The 18,106-nt window shown below is 69.7% G+C and carries 14 protein-coding genes; 8 read left to right on the forward strand and 6 right to left on the reverse strand.

What is annotated here, in order from left to right:
- Positions 1-288: 288 nt before the first annotated feature.
- Positions 289-867 carry a hemophore gene (locus tag G6N56_RS29190; protein WP_085258031.1) on the forward strand — a complete coding sequence of 193 codons (579 nt, stop codon included), beginning with the start codon at positions 289-291 and terminating at the stop codon, positions 865-867.
- Here G6N56_RS29190 and G6N56_RS18720 read toward each other — a convergent pair.
- Positions 864-2,015, reverse strand: coding sequence for a lysylphosphatidylglycerol synthase transmembrane domain-containing protein (locus tag G6N56_RS18720; protein ID WP_085258032.1), 1,152 nt, complete (start codon positions 2,013-2,015; stop codon positions 864-866). The genes G6N56_RS29190 and G6N56_RS18720 overlap by 4 nt on opposite strands.
- Before the next feature lie 173 nt (positions 2,016-2,188).
- Between G6N56_RS18720 and G6N56_RS18725 the strand changes: the two genes are divergently transcribed.
- Complete coding sequence (locus G6N56_RS18725) at positions 2,189-3,346, forward strand: AI-2E family transporter (protein WP_085258033.1); 1,158 nt, start codon at positions 2,189-2,191, stop codon at positions 3,344-3,346.
- Between the two features lie 198 nt (positions 3,347-3,544).
- On the opposite strand, the gene G6N56_RS18730 is transcribed toward G6N56_RS18725, so the two are convergent.
- Genes G6N56_RS18730 through trmB form a run of 3 tightly spaced genes read right to left on the reverse strand, consistent with a single transcriptional unit; the run spans position 3,545 to position 8,025 of the window.
- The gene (locus tag G6N56_RS18730; RefSeq protein ID WP_085258034.1) at positions 3,545-6,436 is read right to left on the reverse strand and encodes a trehalose monomycolate exporter MmpL3; all 2,892 of its coding nucleotides are present in this window, start codon (positions 6,434-6,436) and stop codon (positions 3,545-3,547) included.
- A gap of 49 nt (positions 6,437-6,485) precedes the next feature.
- The gene (locus tag G6N56_RS18735; RefSeq protein WP_085258035.1) at positions 6,486-7,208 is read right to left on the reverse strand and encodes an NYN domain-containing protein; all 723 of its coding nucleotides are present in this window, start codon (positions 7,206-7,208) and stop codon (positions 6,486-6,488) included.
- Positions 7,209-7,221: 13 nt separating this feature from the next.
- Positions 7,222-8,025: a tRNA (guanosine(46)-N7)-methyltransferase TrmB gene (gene trmB / locus G6N56_RS18740; RefSeq protein WP_085258036.1), complete on the reverse strand. Its 804-nt coding sequence runs from the start codon at positions 8,023-8,025 to the stop codon at positions 7,222-7,224.
- A 190-nt stretch (positions 8,026-8,215) separates the two neighbouring features.
- Here trmB and G6N56_RS18745 point away from each other — a divergent pair, with 190 nt between their 5' ends.
- From G6N56_RS18745 to G6N56_RS18765, 5 genes are all read left to right on the forward strand, one after another.
- Positions 8,216-9,307, forward strand: a complete 1,092-nt coding sequence (locus G6N56_RS18745; RefSeq protein ID WP_085258037.1) for a hypothetical protein — start codon at positions 8,216-8,218, stop codon at positions 9,305-9,307.
- A complete protein-coding gene (locus G6N56_RS18750) occupies positions 9,304-10,857 on the forward strand; it encodes a hypothetical protein (RefSeq protein WP_085258063.1) in 1,554 nt (517 codons plus the stop codon). Before G6N56_RS18745 ends, G6N56_RS18750 begins: the two co-directional genes overlap by 4 nt.
- Before the next feature lie 174 nt (positions 10,858-11,031).
- The gene (locus G6N56_RS18755; RefSeq protein WP_085258038.1) at positions 11,032-12,861 is read left to right on the forward strand and encodes a phosphoenolpyruvate carboxykinase (GTP); all 1,830 of its coding nucleotides are present in this window, start codon (positions 11,032-11,034) and stop codon (positions 12,859-12,861) included.
- A gap of 61 nt (positions 12,862-12,922) precedes the next feature.
- Complete coding sequence (fadD4, locus tag G6N56_RS18760) at positions 12,923-14,452, forward strand: fatty-acid--CoA ligase FadD4 (protein ID WP_085258039.1); 1,530 nt, start codon at positions 12,923-12,925, stop codon at positions 14,450-14,452.
- Positions 14,449-15,393 (forward strand): enoyl-CoA hydratase/isomerase family protein, encoded by a 945-nt coding sequence (locus G6N56_RS18765; protein WP_408632629.1) that lies wholly within the window; start codon positions 14,449-14,451, stop codon positions 15,391-15,393. Before fadD4 ends, G6N56_RS18765 begins: the two co-directional genes overlap by 4 nt.
- Here G6N56_RS18765 and G6N56_RS18770 read toward each other — a convergent pair.
- Complete coding sequence (locus G6N56_RS18770; protein WP_085258041.1) at positions 15,387-15,791, reverse strand: CD225/dispanin family protein; 405 nt, start codon at positions 15,789-15,791, stop codon at positions 15,387-15,389. The two genes, G6N56_RS18765 and G6N56_RS18770, sit on opposite strands and share 7 nt — an antisense overlap.
- A gap of 69 nt (positions 15,792-15,860) precedes the next feature.
- Positions 15,861-17,006, reverse strand: a complete 1,146-nt coding sequence (locus G6N56_RS18775) for an acyl-CoA dehydrogenase family protein (RefSeq protein WP_163645140.1) — start codon at positions 17,004-17,006, stop codon at positions 15,861-15,863.
- A gap of 47 nt (positions 17,007-17,053) precedes the next feature.
- On the opposite strand from G6N56_RS18775, the gene G6N56_RS18780 reads away from it, so the two are divergent.
- Positions 17,054-18,067: a MaoC family dehydratase gene (locus G6N56_RS18780; RefSeq protein ID WP_085258043.1), complete on the forward strand. Its 1,014-nt coding sequence runs from the start codon at positions 17,054-17,056 to the stop codon at positions 18,065-18,067.
- Positions 18,068-18,106 lie beyond the last annotated feature (39 nt).

Raw genomic sequence — 18,106 nt, forward strand, 5'->3', positions numbered from 1 at the left:
CGGTGTGTCACGCAACGCGTGCAGGCGAGGATACCGCAGCGGGCTGTGGATTATGTCGGCTATTCGCATCCTGAGCTGCGGCAACACCGTTGTTGCCAAGTCGCTGTGGAGTCGTTGTCAACCGGTGACTCGGGGGATGTAGATCACACGGGCTGGCAGTGGTATGGGGCGGATGGCAGTATGTCGGATGGTCTGCGGGGCAGGGCAACTCCGCGACATGGGGCCGTTCATCGCAGCCGTTCGCGAGGCGTCATCATCCGGCGGGTCTTCGCAGCTAAGGAGTGATCCATGACGACAGGTACCGTGACCGGCCGCCGCCGGCTCCGCACCGGGTTGATCGCCACCACGCTGGTGGGGTTGCCGGCCGCCGCCGTCGCTTTGCTGGCCGGACCGTTCGCGACGGGTGCCAACGACCCGTGTGCGGCCAGCGAGGTCGCCAGGACGATCGGTTCGGTTTCCAAGTCGATGGGCGACTACCTGGACTCCCATCCCGAGACCAACCAGACGATGACGTCGATGCTGCAGCAGCAGGCGGGGCCGCAGTCGTTGACCGGCATCAAGTCCTACTTCGAGGCCAACCCCAAGGTCGCCGCGGACATGACGTCGATCGCCCAGCCGCTGACGAACCTGTCGATGCAGTGCAAGTTGCCGATCTCACCCACCCAGGCGATGGGCATGATGCAGCAGGCGCAGGGCGCGGCAGCCGGACTGCCGGGCGGCGCTCTGCCGCCGGGTGGCCCCGCCGGCGCGGCGGCCAGCCCGCCCGCCGCCATCCCGCCGGGGGTCACGATCGGGGGCACGGGGACGGTCCCGCCGACGGCCGGCAGTCCGCTGTCGGGGCCGCCGCGCGGCAATTCCGTCGGCTAAGCGTCCTCAGGCTTGCGGTCGGGCGGCAGCGGACCCTGCAGGGCGGGCTCGGTCGGGTCGGGGTCGGGGACCGCTAGCGCCGTCGGATCGGTGTCGTCGTCCTCGGGGACGGTGACGTTCTCGGTGCGGAACACGAAGAAGAACACCACCCAGCCGATGGCGGCGATCAGAAGCCAGCTGATCAGCCGGTAGATCAGCATCGCCGAGATGGCGCTGGGCAGCGACATGCCGCTGGATACCAGGCCGGGCACCAGGACGGCCTCCACCACCAACAGCCCGCCGGGCATCAGCGGTATCGTCCCGACCGCCCGGGCGGCGGCGTAGGCAACCGTCAACCCGGCGACCGACGCGTGATCGCCGGCCGCGTAGGCGGCGAAGCCGAGGCAGGCCACGTCGGCGATCCAGTTCAGCATCGACCAGCTGAAGGCCACGCTCATGTCCCGCCGGCCCAGGCTGACCGACTCCAGCTGCCGAAGCGTCTCGCGCCACCTCTCCAGCCCGGTGTCGGCCGGCTTGCCGCGAATCGAGTTGACCCGCGCCAGGATTCGGCTCCCGATCCCGTCAATGAGCTCGGGGCGCGACGCCACGGCCTGGGCGAGGATCAGCAACGCGACAAAGCCGCCCAATGTGAACAGCAGCGAGAACGGATTGTTCTTGGCGCCGAGGAAGAAGGCGCCGCCCAGGCCGAGCAGCGCCAGCCCGACCGCCTGCAGCACCCCCGACATCACCAGCTGCCACGACGCCACCACCGTCGAGGCGCCCCACAGCCGCTGCTGGCGCAGCAGGAACGTGGCCGACAGCACCGGCCCGCCCGGCAGCGTGGTACTCAGCGAGTTGGCCGCGTAGAAGGCGGCTTCCGACCGCAACTGCTTGACATGCACCCCGGCGGACCTCAGCAGGGTGCGCTGGATCTGGGCGAAGCTGTGCATGGACGCGGCGGCCGCCACCACCGACGCGAGGAGCCACCACCAATTCGCCTCGTACAGGCTCATCCACGCCTTGGCCAGCTGGCGCCAGCCCAGCGAGACCTCGACGGCGAGGACGACGGCGACGATGCCGAGGATCACCCATCGCAGCCACCAGTACTTGCCGCGCGGGGTCTCCTCGCGTGGCAAGTCGAGCTTGCGGACGGGTGCGTCGTGCGACACGTGTTTTAGGGTAACGGTGCAGGTGGGGGAGGGATCGCGGCGCAGTTCCGACTGTGTCGGGGTCGTAACCGGATCGTGCCAGCCCCGCGTAGGCCTGACAACCCCATGTAAACCCCGTGCCGACCCGCCGCGCCCGGCTTCGCCGCGCTCGCGGTCGTCACTAGGCTTGCCGAATGGCGGCAAACCTCGACGACGCGTCCGTCGAACCCTTGGTCCGCAAGGCCGCAGCCTGGGCGTGGCGCCTGCTCGTCATCCTCGCCGCATTCCTCGCTCTGCTATGGGTGGTGGAGAAACTCGAAGTGATCGTCGTCCCCGTGCTGGTGGCGCTGCTGCTCAGCGCGCTGCTGGTACCCGTCGTCGACTGGATGGACCGGCGCGGCCTGCCGCGGGGCGGCGCGGTGGCGCTGGTCTTGCTCGGCGGTTTCGGAATCCTGGGCGGCATCCTCGCGTTCGTCATCAACCAGTTCATCGACGGCCTACCCGGCCTGACCGAACAGATCAGCCGCAGCATCGACTCCACCCGCCGCTGGCTGATCCAGGGGCCGGCGCATCTGCGCAGCGAACAGATCGATAACGCCGGCAACGCCGCGATCGAGGCGGTGCACAACAACCAGTCGAAGCTGACCAGCGGCGCGCTGGCCACGGCGGCGACCATCACCGAGCTGGTCACCGCGGCCGTCCTGGTGCTGTTCACCCTGATCTTCTTCTTGTACGGCGGTCGCAACATCTGGCTGTACGTGACGAAGATCTTCCCCACCGACGTCCGCGAAAGGGTGCTCGAGGCGGGCAGCGCCGGCTACAGCTCACTGATCGGGTACGTGCGGGCCACCTTCCTGGTCGCCCTGACCGACGCCGCCGGTGTGGGCACCGGGCTGGCGATCATGCACATCCCGCTCGCCCTGCCGCTGGCCTCCCTGGTGTTCCTTGGCGCCTTCGTGCCGCTGGTCGGGGCCGTGGTCGCCGGTTTCCTGGCCGTCGTGGTTGCCCTGCTCGCGAAGGGCGTCGTCTACGCGCTGATCACGCTCGGGGTGCTGATCGCCGTCAACCAGCTCGAGGCCCACATACTGCAGCCGCTGGTGATGGGCCGGGCGGTGTCGATTCACCCGCTGGCGGTGGTGCTGGCCATCTCCACCGGCGGCGTGCTCGCCGGTATCGTTGGCGCCCTGCTGGCCGTTCCGACGGTGGCGTTCCTCAACAACGCGGTGCAGGTGCTGCTCGCCAAGGATCCCGCCGCTGAAGCCGAGAAGCAGACCGAGGAGTCCGACGACACCGCTATCGTGCAGGCCGAGCCGGACAGCCCGGAAGGCGCCTTGCCGCGCGACGAGACATAAACGACTGCTGACTCTTCCGGCGCGTCGTGTGCGTGATTTATGTGTCGCGGGGCGGGCAGGCAGGAAGGCGGGTCGCGGGGCAGGAAGGCGGGTCGCGGGGCAGGAAGGCGGGTCGCGGGGCGGGCAGGCAGGAAGGCGGGTCGCCGGGCAGGAAGGCGGGTCGCGGGGGCAAGCAGGCCGCGACCGAGCGCGCGACCCCTACAGCCGACCCTCGCGTCGCAGCAGATCCTGGGCTGACAGGCCCCCGCCGCCCGAGCTGGCGCGGCGGCGCTGACGCGACGGGTCACCGTTTTCGCCCTGTCCGCGAGCGTTCAGCTTCTCGGTGGCGGCGTCGGAGTCCCTGCCTTCCGAGCCCTCCGGGCGCATGACCGGCAGCGCCGCGGTGGGATCCGCCGCGCCGACGTTGTTGTCGCGGTTCGATGGGACCGGCATGGCGCGGGTCTGGCCGTCCGACGGCGGTGGCGGCGGCGTCGGTGCCACCGGCGTGGCGGGCTGGGCCGCACCCGGGCCGGCGGGTCGTTCCCGTCCCGGTGCCGTCAGGCGGGAGGTCTTGGCTTCGGTCGGCTGCGCGGGCCGCGCCTGACCGGGAGCGCCGTTGCCGCCGGGCGCCGACGACGTCGGCGCGGGGCCGGGGCGGGCCTCCGACGGGGTGACCGGCCGCGCCCGCGACGGCTCCAGCGCGCCGGGATGCGTGGGGTCGCGCGGGGGACGCGACGGCGCGGCGGCCAGGCTGGCCGCGGCGACCGGCGGGCGCGCGGGGCCCCCCTTGAACGTGGGGCGCTTGCGCTCGTCGGGCAGGTCGATCTCGCCCAGCCCGATCCTGTTCTGCAGGCGCCGCGCCCAGCGCGGGGCCCACCAGCAGTCGTCCCCGAGCAGCTTCATCACCGAGGGCACCAGGAACATGCGGACGATGGTCGCGTCCAGCAGCAGGGCCGCCATCAGGCCGAACGCCAGGTACTTCATCAGGACGAGATCGGAGAACACGAACGAGGCGGCGACCACGGCAAGGACCAGCGCGGCCGCCGTGATCAGGCGGCCGGTGGTCGCTGTGCCGATCCGGATGGCCTCCGCGGTCGACATGCCGCGTTCCCGCGCCTCGACCATCCGCGACACGAGGAAGACCTCGTAGTCGGTCGCCAGGCCGAAACCCACCGCGACGACCAGCGCGATCAGCACCACCATCAGCGGAGTCGGCGTGAAATTGAGTAAGGAGGCGAAGTGCCCGTCGACGAAGATCCACGTCAGGATGCCCAAGGTGGAGCCCAGCGTCAGCGCGCTCATCACCACGGCCTTGATCGGCAACACGAACGATCCGAATGCCAGGAACATCAATAAGGTCGTCGCGCTGAGCAACAGGACCAGCATCAGCGGCGCCTTGTCGAACAAGCTGTGGATGCTGTCTTGCTCGAGCGCCGGCGTGCCGCCGATCAACAGGTTGATCCCCTTCGGAGGGGATATGGCCCTCAGCTCGTCGATCTTCTTGGCGGCGTCACCGCGATTGGACAGGCCGTTCTGGATCACCCGCACCGTGTTGTCTTTGGGCTGCGACGTCCCGTTCGGGCCGGTGACGCAGGGGTTGCCGGCGATCGTCGGGCAGGGCCGCTCCTCCCAGGATTTGTCGGTGAACCCGGTGATCGGCGCGATCCTGTTACGGATGTCGGCGACCTGCTGGTCCGTGACCTTGGTGTGGTTGGTGCTCTCGATCACCACCGTCAACTGCTCGGTCCGGTACCCGGGGAACAGCTTGTCGAAGTGCTCCTGGGCCAGACGGACGGGGTTGTTGGGCGGCAGGTACTTCTCGCTCATGCCCCCGAACGAAAGGTTGCCCAGCGGGATCACCAGCAGGATCATGCCGACGGCGATGGGGATCGCGAACGCCAGCGGGCGCTTCATCACGAAGTTGACGAGTTTGCCCCAGAACCCGGCCTCGACCTCCTCGCGGGTCTTCGTCTTCTGCAGCCGGTCCGCCAGCCAGTTCAGATAGGCCCGCGACACCTTCCAATTCCGCAGGAAGGGCACGCGGAACGCCGTACGCACGCCCAGCGCGTCCACGTGGCGACCGAGGATGCCCAGGCAAGCCGGCAGGAACGTGATCGACAGCAGCGCCGCGAGTCCGACCGCGGCGAAGATCGCATAGGTCAGCGAATGCACGAACCCCTGCGGCAACACGAGCAGGCTGGCACTCGAGGCGATGATCAGCACCGCCGAGAACGTCACGGTGCGACCCGCCGTCATCACGGTGCGGCGCACAGCGGCCTCGGTGTCGTAGCCTTCCGCGATCTCCTCCCGGAAACGGCTCACCACGAACAGCCCGTAGTCGATGGCCAGCCCCAACCCGATCAGGGAGACGACGGGCTGGGCGAAGAAGTGCACCGGCCCGAACACCGCGATCAGCCGCAGGATGCCCAAGGCGCCGGCGATGCTCAGCCCGCCCACGATCACCGGGAGGCCCGCGGCGACCGCGCCGCCGAACACCAAGAACAGCACCACCGTCACGGCCGGCAGCGCCAGCACCTCCATCCGGCGCTGGTCGGTGGCGATGGTGCCGGTCAGGGCGTTGGCGATCGGCTCGAGGCCGGCCAGTTGGACCGTGCCGCCGTCGAGCTTCTGCAGGTCCGGCAGGATCGCCTTGTAGTTGTTGAGGATGGTGTCGTCGTCGTCGCCCTTCAACGGGATGCTGACGAAGGTGTGCTTCTTGTCCTCGGTCGCCATGCCCTTGATGAGGGGGGGAGCGTCGGCGGGGTTCGACAGCGCCAGATAGCCGGCCCAGCCCACGACCTGGTTGGGGTGGTCGTTCTTGAACTTGTTGAGCTCGTCGACGATCTTCTGCCGCCACGCCGGGTCGTCGACGGTCTTGCCGTCGGGGGCGGTGAACGTGGCGACGATGTGGCTCGTGCGGTCGCGACCGTAGGTCTGGTCACCCAGCACCGAGGCCTTCACGGACTGGCTGCCGTCGTCGTAGAAACCGCTCTGCGTGACGTGCTTGCCCAGGCTCATCCCGAACACACCGCCACCCAGGCTCAAAGCCACCATGACCCCGATTACGATGTACCGATACCGGTACACAGTTCGACCCCACCAGGCGAACACGTGAGCTCCTTACTGGATCAGTAGTGACCCGCGCATTGGCTTCCCAGTCTCACACACGCGCGGTCAACAGGGCGGACAGCGGCCTGAACGGCTGCAGCCACGCCCCCTGGTCGGGCAGCGAATCCAAGCCGATTCGCGGCAATGGCTCCCGGAAAACACCCGCGATATCTTCCAGGTCGACAAAGTCCAAGGTATCCGACGCTAGCGCCCAACTGGCGTGTTCGCGAAATCCGAGCACCTGAACAGCGATGCCGCCACGGGCGATCTCCTCGAGCGGCTGACGAAACGCCTGACCGTCGGCGGAGGCCACCACCAGCGCCGCGAGCCCCTCCTCGCGGCGCCGCTCGATGTGCTCGAGCATGTCGCGGTCGACGTCGCTGTCCTCGTCGATCTTCGGCTTGGCGAAGACGGCGAATCCCACGTTACGCAGCGCGTCGACCCACGGCCGGACCACGTCGGCACTGCCCGGCGCGATGTTGGTGAACACGGTTGCCTCGGGTTCGATAACGACCCCCGGCCGGGTGGCGCTCACCTCTGCCGTGCGCGCCAGCAGCCAGCGGCCCAGAGCGTCGAAACGGGGGCGTTCCAGGGCGGTGGGGCGGCGTCCCAGTATCGAGCCGAGGCCCATGTCGAGGTTGGGCGCGTCCCACACCAGCAGCACGCGGCCGCCGGGCGAGAAACTGCCCAGCGCCTCGTCGGACAGCACCGCCGGCGGCGCGACAGGTTCCGCCGACCGGGCGGACTCCGGTGCGGTTTCTTCCGTCAGGCTCATGGTCACCGCCTTTTCAACGTCGCTGCCAGAGGAATTCGGTCACGGCGCTGCCCGCCTGGTGTGCCTTGCTCTCGTACTTGGTGGTGGGTCGCACCACCGAGATCGGGAGCGCGGTCTCGGCGGTGACCCGGCGCAGCCGCGGCTCGGCCTCGCCGACCTCGGCGATGTGCTCGGCGTAACCGGGGTGGTCCGTCGCGGCGTGGAAAACACCACCAGGGAGTAACCGGTCGGCGATCAGGCCAACCGTGTTCGGCTGCAGGAACCGGCGCTTGTGGTGGCGCGCCTTCGGCCACGGGTCGGGGAAGAAGACGCGAACGCCGGTCAGCGAGGCCGGCGCGATCAGATACTCGAGGACGACGATCGCGTTCCCCCGGATCAGCCGGATGTTTCCGACCCGTTCGCGGTCGATCGCGGAGAGCAGCTGCGCAAGCCCCCGCCGGTAGACCTCGACCGCGATCACGTCGACGCCGGGTTCCTCCTGTGCCATGGCCAACGTGGATGTGCCGGTGCCGCAGCCGATCTCGAGCACCACCGGGGCCTGGCGACCGAACCACGCCCGGGTGTCGACGGGCTCCGGGCCGGCTTCACCGGGGGCCGGCGTACCCACCGACAGGCCGAGCCGGGGCCAGAGCCGCTCCCAGGTCTGGCGCTGCGCGTCGGAGAGCGCCGAACGACGCGAACGAAAGGTGCTGGCCGGCAGGTAGCGCTGCTCGCTGCGGTCCGCGTCGGGCGGTTCCGGTGCGGAGACCGCGGCTGAACAGGCCTCCCCTCCCACCGGCGTGCCGGGACCCCGCCCCACACCGGTTTGCGCACGCATTTGTCCATGGTGGCCCATGAACTCCCGATGTAGCCGCCCCTGGTCCAGATTGATATCCAACAGTTGTCTTCGCCTGCTACCAGACGGCGGCTCGCGGTGGCTCGCATCTCGGCGTGTCGGGTGCCACGATCGGTGTGACCGACGGTGGTGGCAAGGTTGGCCGGAACGTATCGAACGGAACGGGCGGGACATGAGGGGACGGGGACACCAGATCTTCGCCGAGGGGCTGACGCGGTTCGCCGCCGCGCACGCCGACCCGCGCGTGACGGCAGTCGCCGAGCGGACCGCCGCGCCCCTGCGGGTGGCCGTCCATGGGCGGCCGGGTGTCGGCCGCGGCACGGTCGAGCGGGCCCTGGGCGGCGCCGGCCGGGCCTGGGGGATCGCGGTGACGACCGGTCCGGCCGATGTCCTCGTCTACGCCACCGCGGAGGTCTTCAAGGCCGAAGACGTCGACGCGATCGCCGCCGCGGACCGGCCCGTCGTAGGGGTGCTGAACAAGGCCGACCTGATCGGTCCGCTCTCGGACCGGGGCGCCAGGGCGTCGGGTGGGCCCATCGCGGCGGCGCGGCGCCGGTGCGCGGAGCTCTCCGCCCTGGCCGGCGTCGCGGTGCGGCCGATGATCGGGCTGCTGACGGTCGCCACGCTGGACGACCTCGACGGCGGGTTGTGGGCGGCGCTGCGGACGCTGGCCGACGAGCCCGGGACCTGCCTGGACGGTTCCTTTTCGGAGTTTCTGTCGGCGGACTGTCCCGTTCCCACCGAGGTGCGGGTACGCCTGCTCGACAGGCTGGACCTGTTCGGCGTGGCCCTGGCGATGGTGGCGGTCCGGCAGGGCCGGACGTCGGGCCAGGTGCGGGCCCTCCTGCACCGCATGGGTGGGGCGGACGACGTCCTGCGCGCGATCGCGGCGGCCGGGGCCGAGCTGCGCTACCGGCGCGTCCTGGACGCCGTCGCGGAGCTGGAGGCGCTGGCGGTCTCTGGGGCGGTCTCTGGGGCCGTCTCGCGGGACGTGAACGGCGAGCGGATCACCGCGTTCCTCGCCGGTGACGACGCGGTCATCGCCCGGATGGCCGCGGCCGCCGATATGGCCGAGGCCGCCGGGCTGGAGATCGGCGCGGGTGGCGGCGACCCGGCCGAGCACCTCCAGGCCGCCGCGCGATGGCAGCGCTACAGCCGCGGCTCGGTGGGCCCGGTGCAGCGTGCCTGTGGTGCGGACATCGTGAGGGGATCGATGCGGCTGTGGTCGCGTTCCCGCCGGACGCTGCCCGGGGAGGGGCCATGAGCGTCGAGGACTCTGTCGACCCGATCGCGCAGGTGGACGCGCTGGTGGCGGCCATCGGCCCCGACTTGGGTCCACCCGCGGTCAATCGCCGCGACGTGGTCCTGGTGGCCGGCCCGTGGTTGGCGGGCGTCAGCTCGGTGGCCGCTGCGCTGCGCGAACGGCTGCCCCAGTGCAAGTTCGTCGAATCGACGGACCTGGGGCCGGGCGACGCGCCGCTGGCGGTGGTGTTCGTCGTCTCCGCGGTGGCCCCGCTGGCGGCGTCCGACTGCGCCCTGCTCGACGCCGCGGCCGAAAACACCGACGTGGTGGTGGGTGTGGTGTCCAAGATCGACGTGCACCGCGGCTGGCGCGACCTGGTCGACGCCAACCGCGACGCGCTGGCCGCCCACGCCCCGCGGTATGCCGACGTGCCGTGGGTGGGGGCGGCCGCCCTCCCCGATCTCGGCGAACCGGACGTCGACGGCCTGGTCGAGGTGGTCTCCCGTCGGCTCGCCGATCCCGACAACCCGCGCCGGAACAGGTTGCGGGCGTGGGATTCCCGGCTCCTGACGGCCGCGCGGCGGTTCGACCGCGACGCGGACGGCGCCGGCCGGCGGGCGCGGGTCGACGCGCTGCGCGAGCAGCGCAGCACGGCGCTGCGGGAGCGGCGCGAGGCCAGGACGGAGCGCAGCATCACGCTGCGTGGCCAGATTCAGCAGGCTCGCGTCCAGCTGTCCTATTTCGCCCGCAACCGTTGTTCGTCGGTGCGCACAGAACTGCAGGAGGAAGTCGCGGGGTTGTCGCGGCGGAAGATGGCCGGCTTCGAAGCGCACACGCGCGCCCGGCTCGACGACGTGGTCGCCGAGGTCGGCGAGGGCATTTCCACGGAGCTCTCGGAGCTCACCGAAATGGTCGAAGCGACGGGCGCGCCGGTCGCGCTGCCGGCCGGCCAGGACCTGCCGGCTGTCGAGGTCTCTTCCCCGCCCCTGAAATGCCGGCGGCACGAGGCGTGGCTGATGACGCTGCTCGGCGCCGGATTCGGGCTCGGGGTGGCGCTGACCCTGGGCCGGCTGGTTGGCGGCGTGGCCGCCAAGCTGAGCCCCGCGGTCGCCGTCGCCGCCGCTGCGGCCTGCGCGGCGGTCGGGTTGGCCGTCACGCTGATGGTGGTCCACATCCGTGCGCTACTGCACGATCGCGGGTTGCTGGACCGCTGGGTGGGCGACGCCACGTCGTCGCTGCGCTCGGTCGTCGACGAGCTCGTCGCCACCCGCGTCCTCGTCGCCGAGACGGCGCTGAGCGCGGCGGCGACGGCACGCGACGAGGCCGAGAACACCACGGTGTCCGCCCAGGTCACCGCGATCGACGGCGAGCTGCGCGAGCACGCCGTCGCGGCGGCGCGGGCGGCCGCGACGCGCGACCGCGAGATGCCCACAGTAAAGGCCGCGCTGGACGCCGTGCGTGCAGAACTCGGCGAACCGGGTATACCTGAACTCAAGATCCCTTCGGCGGCCCCCGGCGCGGACGTGGCCGAGAAACCGGGCCTGAGGAGCGACGATGGCGACGACGGGTGACGATCGGTGACGCTTCTGAATCGTTGTTGTGAGAAGGCTTATACCCGCCCGAGACTTCCCCGACAAGGCGTCCGCGATAACCTGTAGTTAACGCCACCATAGGAACAGTTGTGTGGGCGAGTGCATACGCAAGCCACAGAAGCCCGAGTACAGAGACGAATTCAGGAGACTTCGATGACCTCAGCCACCATTCCGGGACTGGATACCGCGCCTACCAATCACCCGGGTCTGCTGGCGTGGGTACGCGAAGTCGCCGAGCTCACCCAACCCGACCGGGTGGTGTTCACCGACGGATCCGACGAGGAGTGGAAGCGGCTGACCGACCAGCTCGTCGAGGCGGGCACGTTCAAGCGGTTGAACCCCAAGGAGTACCCGAACTCCTTCCTGGCGCTGTCGGACCCGTCCGACGTGGCCCGCGTCGAGTCGCGGACCTTCATCTGTTCCGAGCGCGAGATCGACGCCGGGCCCACCAACAACTGGATGGATCCCGCCGAGATGCGCTCCACCCTGACCGATCTGTACCGCGGCTGCATGCACGGCCGCACCATGTATGTGGTGCCGTTCTGCATGGGCCCGCTCGGCGCCGACGACCCCAAGCTCGGCGTGGAGATCACCGACTCCGAGTACGTCGTCGTCTCGATGAAGGTCATGACCCGGATGGGCAAGGCCGCCCTGGACAAGATCGGCGACGACGGTTTCTTCGTCAAGGCGCTGCACTCCGTGGGCGCACCCCTGGAGCCGGGCCAACAGGACGTGCCGTGGCCCTGCAACGACACCAAGTACATCACCCACTTCCCGGAAACCCGCGAGATCATGAGCTACGGCTCCGGCTACGGCGGCAACGCCCTGCTGGGCAAGAAGTGCTACTCGCTGCGCATCGCCTCGGCGATGGCCCACGACGAGGGCTGGCTCGCCGAGCACATGCTGATCCTCAAGCTCATCTCCCCTGAGAACAAGGCGTACTACTTCGCCGCGGCCTTCCCCTCGGCGTGCGGCAAGACCAACCTCGCGATGCTGCAGCCGACCATCCCCGGCTGGCGCGCCGAGACGCTCGGCGACGACATCGCCTGGATGCGGTTCGGCAAGGACGGCCGCCTGTACGCGGTCAATCCCGAGTTCGGCTTCTTCGGGGTGGCGCCGGGCACCAACTGGAAGTCCAACCCCAACGCCATGCGCACCATCGCCGCCGGCAACACCGTCTTCACCAACGTCGCCCTGACCGACGACGACGAGGTGTGGTGGGAAGGCCTGGAGGGCGAGCCCGACCACCTGATCGACTGGAAGGGCAACGACTGGTACCTCCGCGAGACGGAAACCAAGGCCGCCCACCCGAATTCGCGGTACTGCACGCCGATGTCGCAGTGCCCCATCCTGGCGCCAGAGTGGGACGACCCGCAGGGCGTGCCGATCTCCGGCATCCTGTTCGGCGCCCGCCGCAAGACCACGGTGCCGCTGGTGACCGAGGCCCGCGACTGGCAGCACGGGGTGTTCATGGGCGCCACCATGGGCAGCGAGCAGACCGCCGCCGCCGAGGGCAAGGTCGGCACCGTGCGCCGCGACCCGATGGCCATGTTGCCTTTCCTGGGTTACCACGTCGCTGACTACTTCCAGCACTGGCTGGACCTGGGCAAGAACTCCGACGAGTCCAAGCTGCCGAAGGTGTTCTTCGTCAACTGGTTCCGCCGCGGCGACGAGGGCCAGTTCCTGTGGCCGGGCTTCGGTGAGAACAGCCGCGTGCTGAAGTGGATCGTCGACCGCATCGAGCACCGTGCCGGCGGCCAGGACACCCCGATCGGTGTGGTGCCGAGCGCAGACGACCTGGACCTCGACGGGCTCGACGCCGACAGCGCCGACGTCGCGCAGGCCTTGGCGGTCAACGCCGACGAATGGCGCCAGGAAGTGCCGCTGATCGAGGAGTGGTTCGAGTTCGTCGGCGACAAGCTGCCCACCGGCGTCAAGGACGAGTTCGAGGCGCTCAAGCAGCGGCTGGCCGAGTCCCGGTAACGTTGCCCGCTGAGCGGGACCACTTGACACCCGTCAAGTTTCGCGGCGGTACAGTCTGCGCATGCAGATTCGCGACCATTGCGGCTCGGGTAAGCCCGCCATCGTCCTTCACCCCTCCGGCACGGTCGTCACTTTCGACGAACTCGAGGCGCGCGCCAACAGGCTGGCGCACCACTTCCGGCGGGCCGGGCTGCGCGAGGGCGACGCCGTCGCGATCCTCATGGAGAACAACGAGCACATCCATGCGGTGATGTGGGCAGCTCGCCGCAGTGGCCTGTACTACGTCCCCATCAACACTCACCTCACCGCGGCCGAGGCCGCGTACATCATCGACAACAGCGCCGCCAAGGCGATCATCGGGTCGGCCGCGCTGCGCAAGACCTGCGAGAACCTGGCCGAGCACCTGCCGGGCGGCCTGCCCGCGTTGCTGTTGATCGCCTCGGAAAAGGGAGAACCCGACCTCGAGGGCTGGCAGCGCTACCCGGAATGCGTTGCCGGCGAGCCGGACACCCCGATCGACGACGAGCGTGAGGGCGACCTGCTGCAGTATTCGTCGGGCACCACGGGCCGGCCGAAGGGCATCAAACGCGAACTGCAGCACGTCTCGCCGGCCGAGGCGCCGGGGATGATGTCGGCGTTGGTCAGCTTCTGGATGAACCCGGATTCGATCTACCTGAGCCCCGCGCCGCTGTACCACACCGCGCCGTCGGTGTGGTCGATGAGCGCGCAGGCCGGCGGCGTCACCACGGTCGTCCTGGAGAAGTTCGACCCGGAAGGCTGCCTCGACGCCATCGCGCGCCACCGGGTCACGCACGGCCAGTTCGTCCCGGCGATGTTCACCCGAATGCTCAAACTTCCGGAGGCCGTGCGCAATTCGTATGACCTGTCCAGCCTGCAGCGGGTGATGCACGCGGCGGCGCCGTGCCCCGTGGAGATCAAGAAGCAGATGATCGACTGGTGGGGCCCGATCATCGACGAGTACTACGCCTCCTCGGAGGCGATCGGCTCGACCCTGATCAGCGCCGAGGAGTGGCTGGCTCATCCGGGGTCGGTCGGCAAACCGATGGCCTGCGAGATCCACATCCTCGACGAGGACGGCAACGAGCTGCCCCCGGGCCAGCCCGGTGAAATCTATTTCGCGGGTGGCTATTCCTTCGAATACCTCAACGACGACGCGAAGACCGCCGCCTCACGCGACGGGCGCGGCTGGGTGACGGTCGGCGACGTCGGCTACCTCGACGACGAGGGCTACCTCTACCTCACGGACCGGCGCCACCACATGATCATCTCGGGTGGGGTCAACATCTACCCGCAGGAGACCGAGAACCTCCTGGTCACCCATCCAAAGGTGTTGGATGCGGCGGTGTTCGGTGTTCCCGACGACGAGATGGGCCAACGGGTGATGGCGGCCGTGCAGACCGTCGACCCTGGCGACGCCACCGCAGAGTTCGCCGACGAGCTGACGGCGTGGCTGCGAGACCGCTTGGCGCACTACAAATGTCCCCGGTCGATCGCCTTCGAGGCGCAGCTGCCGCGGACCGATACCGGCAAGCTGTACAAGAACGGGCTGATCGAGAAGTACTCGGTGTGACACTGCGCGTCATCGATCTGAGCGCGCCGCCGCCGCCCGATGACGTTGCGCCGCCAGGCGTGGTGGTCGGCGCCGGTGCGATCGGTCGCGCGCCCGAATATTGGCTCGATCACGCCACTTTCACGCTCACCGAAGACCCGTGTGACGACCGGCGGGCGATCACCGTCGCGTCGTTGCCCGACGCCCTGGCCGAGCTGGCGCTGCGCTGTGAACGCTGGCCGCACGCCAGCAGCGTGTGCGACGACGTGCTGCGCGCGATCGATCCCGCCGGCCCGGCGTCGGCCGGGGTGATCACCGAGTCGCTGGCGTACTCGACGCTGCAGGGCGGCCCCGAGTTCGCGCGGTGGCTCGCCGACCGCGGCCCGGCGCGCATGCCGGACATCGCCGAGCCGGTCCTTTGTGGGCGCGACGGCGACACCGTTGTCGTCGCGTTCAACCGGCCGCAGCGGCACAACGCCTTCTCGACGGATGCCCGCGCTGCGCTGCTGGAGGCGCTCACCGTCGCGCGGCTGGACCCGTCGGTGACCCGAATCGTGCTGCGCGGCAACGGCCCGTCGTTCTGCAGCGGCGGTGACCTCGCCGAGTTCGGCAGCCTGGCCGACCCGGCCAGCGCGCACCTGGCCCGCACCCGGCACAGCCCGGCCCTGGCGCTCGACGCGCTCGCCGCCCGGCTGGGCCGGTCCTGCCGCGCCGAGGTGCACGGCCGAGTGCTCGGCAGCGGGCTGGAGATGGCGGCGTTCTGCGGATGGGTTGAGGCGCAACGTGACTCGCTGTTCGGACTACCCGAACTTGCGCTGGGCCTGATCCCGGGGGCCGGCGGCACGGTCAGCGTCACGCGCAGGATCGGCCGTTGGCGCACCGCCTACCTGGTGTTGACGGGACGCACCATCGACGCGGCTACCGCGTTGTCCTGGGGGCTGGTGGACGCGGTGGCTCAGTAACCGGAGTAGGTGGTGGTGACGTTCGACGGCGCGTTCGAGATCGCGAACACGATGAGGCCGAAGTAGAGGATGGCGCCGATCACGGCGGCCACCGCGCCCACTATCGCCCCGATGATGGCCCACTTCTTCGCATTGTTGGCCGCCGCCTGGGCCTCGGCGTACCGCCCCTGCGCCCACAGGCCGGAAACCTTGGTCGAATAGACGATCGAGACGACCCCGAACGGCAGGCAGCACAGGACGGTGCACAGGATCGCCCACACGAGGTAGTTGTCGGGCTCGCGCTGCCCCTGCCAGCCCGGCTGTGGACCCGGCCAACCCGCCGGCTGCTGGCCCGGCCAGCCGGGTTGCTGGCCCTGCCATTCCGGTGAACCCTGGTACGGCCCTGGGGGATAACTCATGGCACCCGGCTTTCCTCGAAGTCAGGCAAATATACAGCAGGGGCCGACGCCGGTCCGGGATTTAGATGGTCAGATCCCGCCCCGGGCGACCAGCTGCCGGGCGATCACGTTGCGCTGGATCTCGTTGGTGCCTTCGCCGACGATCATCAGGGGCGCGTCGCGGAAGTACCGCTCGACGTCGTATTCGGTCGAATAGCCGTAGCCGCCGTGGATGCGCACCGCGTCGAGGGCGATCTCCATGGCGACCTCCGAGGCGAACAGCTTGGCCATCCCGGCTTCCATGTCGCAGCGTTGCCCGCTGTCGTAGCGCTCGGCGGCGTACCGGGTCAGCTGGCGGGCGGCGGTGAGCTTGGTGGCCATGTCGGCCAGGTAGTTGCCGATCGACTGGTGCTTCCAGATCGGCTGACCGAAGCTCTCCCGCTGCCCGGCGTACGCCAGCGCGTCCTCGAGCGCCGCCGTCGCGACGCCCAGGGCGCGGGCTGCCACCTGGATGCGGCCGGTCTCGAGGCCCTTCATCATCTGCGAAAAGCCTTCCCCGGCAACGCCACCCAGGATGGCCGACGCGGGCGCGGAGAAATCGTCGAACGACAGCTCGCACGCCTCGACACCCTTGTAGCCGAGCTTGGGCAGGTCCCGCGACACTGTCAGGCCCGGGCCGTGCCCTACGAGCACGATCGAGACCCCCATGTGGCGGGGTGTGGCCTCGGGATCCGTCTTGCACAGCAGCGCAATCAGCCCGGAGCGGCGCGCATTGCTGATCCACGTCTTGGCCCCGTTGATGAGCAAGCCGTCCGGACCGTCCGGCAGCGCGGTCGTCGACATGTTCTGCAGATCGGAACCGCCGCCGGGTTCGGTCAGCGCCATGGTGGCACGCAGTTCGCCCGTCGCCATCGGCGGCAGGTAGGCGCTCTTCTGCTCGTCGGTTCCGAACAGCGTCAGCAGCCTGGCCACCACGGTGTGTCCGCCCATCGCACCCGCCAGGCTCATCCAGCCGCGGGCCAGTTCCTCGGTGACCCGCACATAACACGGCATCGACACCGGTGACCCGCCGTACTCCTCGCCGATGGCCAGCCCGTAGATGCCAATCCGCTTCATCTGGTCGATCCACGCTTCCGGATAGGTGTTGGCGTGTTCGACCTCGCGGACGGTCGGCTTGACTTCACGGTCGATGAACGCCCGCACCGTGGCGACCAACATCTCCTCTTCCTCATTCACGCACGCCATATTGCACCCACCCCGCGCGCCTGCCAGCATGTGGCGTTGTGCACAGCGGCTACGCGGGCCAGCGCGAGGGCGGCCCCTTCTTCGATGACCTGTCGGTTGGCCAAGTGTTTGACTGGGCTCCCTCGGTGACGCTGTCGTCGGGACTGGCTGCCACGCACCAGTCGATCGTGGGGGATAGGCTGCGCCTCGCGCTGGACGCCGTCCTGTGCACCGCGGTCACCGGCGTGCCGGGGCCGCTGGCCCACCCCGCGCTGGTGTGCGACGTCGCGATCGGGCAGTCGACCCTGGCCACCCAGCGGGTCAAGGCCAACCTGTTCTACCGGGGCCTCACGTTCCACCGCTTCCCCGTCGTCGGCGACACCATCTACACACGCACGGAAGTGGTTGGGCTGCGAGCCAATTCGCCGAAGCCGGGCCGGGCGCCGACGGGGATGGCGGCGCTGCGCATGATCACCATCGACCAGGCCGACCGGCTGGTGCTCGACTTCTATCGGTGTGCGATGCTGCCGGCGAGCCCCGATTGGCGTCCCTCCGACGAGCTCGGCGACGACCTGTCGGTCATCGGCGCCGACGCGGCCGGGCCGGCCGCCGACCCCACCGCCCACTGGGACGGGGACGCCTTCCGCAGCAGGGTCCCGGGCCCGCATTTCGACCCGGCCATGGCCGGTCTCGTGCTGCGTAGCACCGGCGACGTGGTCAGCGGTGCCCCGGAGCTGGCCCGGCTGACGGCGAACATCGCGGCAACGCATCATGATTCGCGGGTCGGCGGTCGCCGGCTGGTGTACGGCGGGCACACCATCGGGATCGCGCTGGCGCAGGCGAGCAGGCTGCTGCCCAATCTGGCGACGGTGCTGGGCTGGGAGTCTTGCGATCACACCGGTCCCGTCCACGAGGGGGACACGCTGTACAGCGAGCTGCGGGTCGAGTCGGCTGAACCCGCGGAGCGCGGCGGCGTGCTGGCGCTGCGATCGGTCGTCCACGCGGTCGGCGACGGTTCCGGTGTGGCGGACCGCCCGGTGCTGGACTGGCGGTTCAGCGCGTTGCACTTCTGAGGCCCGGGCCGTGCGGCCGCGGGGCGAGGCGCGCCCGGG

This window comes from Mycobacterium saskatchewanense (assembly GCF_010729105.1).
GTDB classification, from domain to species: Bacteria; Actinomycetota; Actinomycetes; order Mycobacteriales; family Mycobacteriaceae; genus Mycobacterium; species Mycobacterium saskatchewanense.

Bases quoted from the DNA above. Each gene is read 5' to 3' on its own strand.
- G6N56_RS29190 (WP_085258031.1), top strand. From the start codon at position 289: ATGACGACAGGTACCGTGACCGGCCGCCGCCGGCTCCGCACCGGGTTG.
- G6N56_RS18725 (WP_085258033.1), top strand. From the start codon at position 2,189: ATGGCGGCAAACCTCGACGACGCGTCCGTCGAACCCTTGGTCCGCAAG.
- G6N56_RS18735 (WP_085258035.1), bottom strand. From the start codon at position 7,208: ATGAGCCTGACGGAAGAAACCGCACCGGAGTCCGCCCGGTCGGCGGAA.
- trmB (WP_085258036.1), bottom strand. From the start codon at position 8,025: ATGCGTGCGCAAACCGGTGTGGGGCGGGGTCCCGGCACGCCGGTGGGA.
- G6N56_RS18745 (WP_085258037.1), top strand. From the start codon at position 8,216: ATGAGGGGACGGGGACACCAGATCTTCGCCGAGGGGCTGACGCGGTTC.
- G6N56_RS18750 (WP_085258063.1), top strand. From the start codon at position 9,304: ATGAGCGTCGAGGACTCTGTCGACCCGATCGCGCAGGTGGACGCGCTG.
- G6N56_RS18755 (WP_085258038.1), top strand. From the start codon at position 11,032: ATGACCTCAGCCACCATTCCGGGACTGGATACCGCGCCTACCAATCAC.
- fadD4 (WP_085258039.1), top strand. From the start codon at position 12,923: ATGCAGATTCGCGACCATTGCGGCTCGGGTAAGCCCGCCATCGTCCTT.
- G6N56_RS18770 (WP_085258041.1), bottom strand. From the start codon at position 15,791: ATGAGTTATCCCCCAGGGCCGTACCAGGGTTCACCGGAATGGCAGGGC.